The organism is Pseudomonas sp. Sample_14 (genome assembly GCF_004307515.1).
GTDB classification, from domain to species: domain Bacteria; phylum Pseudomonadota; class Gammaproteobacteria; order Pseudomonadales; family Pseudomonadaceae; genus Aquipseudomonas; species Aquipseudomonas atacamensis.
The window spans coordinates 1-279 of sequence record NZ_RCOC01000110.1; the positions used below are offsets into that span (position 1 = coordinate 1).

At 58.4% G+C, this 279-nt stretch carries 1 protein-coding gene; it reads right to left on the minus strand.

Going from position 1 to position 279, the window contains the following annotated elements; translation table 11 throughout:
* Positions 1–46: 46 nt before the first annotated feature.
* Positions 47–279 (minus strand): hypothetical protein (locus tag D8U61_RS27885; RefSeq protein ID WP_206663104.1); only part of this gene is annotated, 233 nt, incomplete at its 5' end.

Genomic DNA, 279 nt, shown 5'->3' on the forward strand with positions numbered 1-279 from the left:
GATCAATCCCTCCACTCAGCCTTCCGACGTCGCCGGTGGATCAAGATCAAGAGCACTCGAGCTTGCGCTCATTGTTGAGTGGGGCGGCTTCGCCGCGGGCAGCTGCGCTGCTTTGCTTTTCTGTGGGAGCGAGCCTGCTCGCGAAGGCGGCCTGCCGAGCAACCCATTTCTCCCAAATGCCCACGATCCAACTGTAGGAGCTGCCGAAGGCTGCGATCTTTTGCTCTTGCTCTTGCTCTTGCTCTTGCTCTTGCTCTTGCTCTTGCTCTTGCTCTTGCT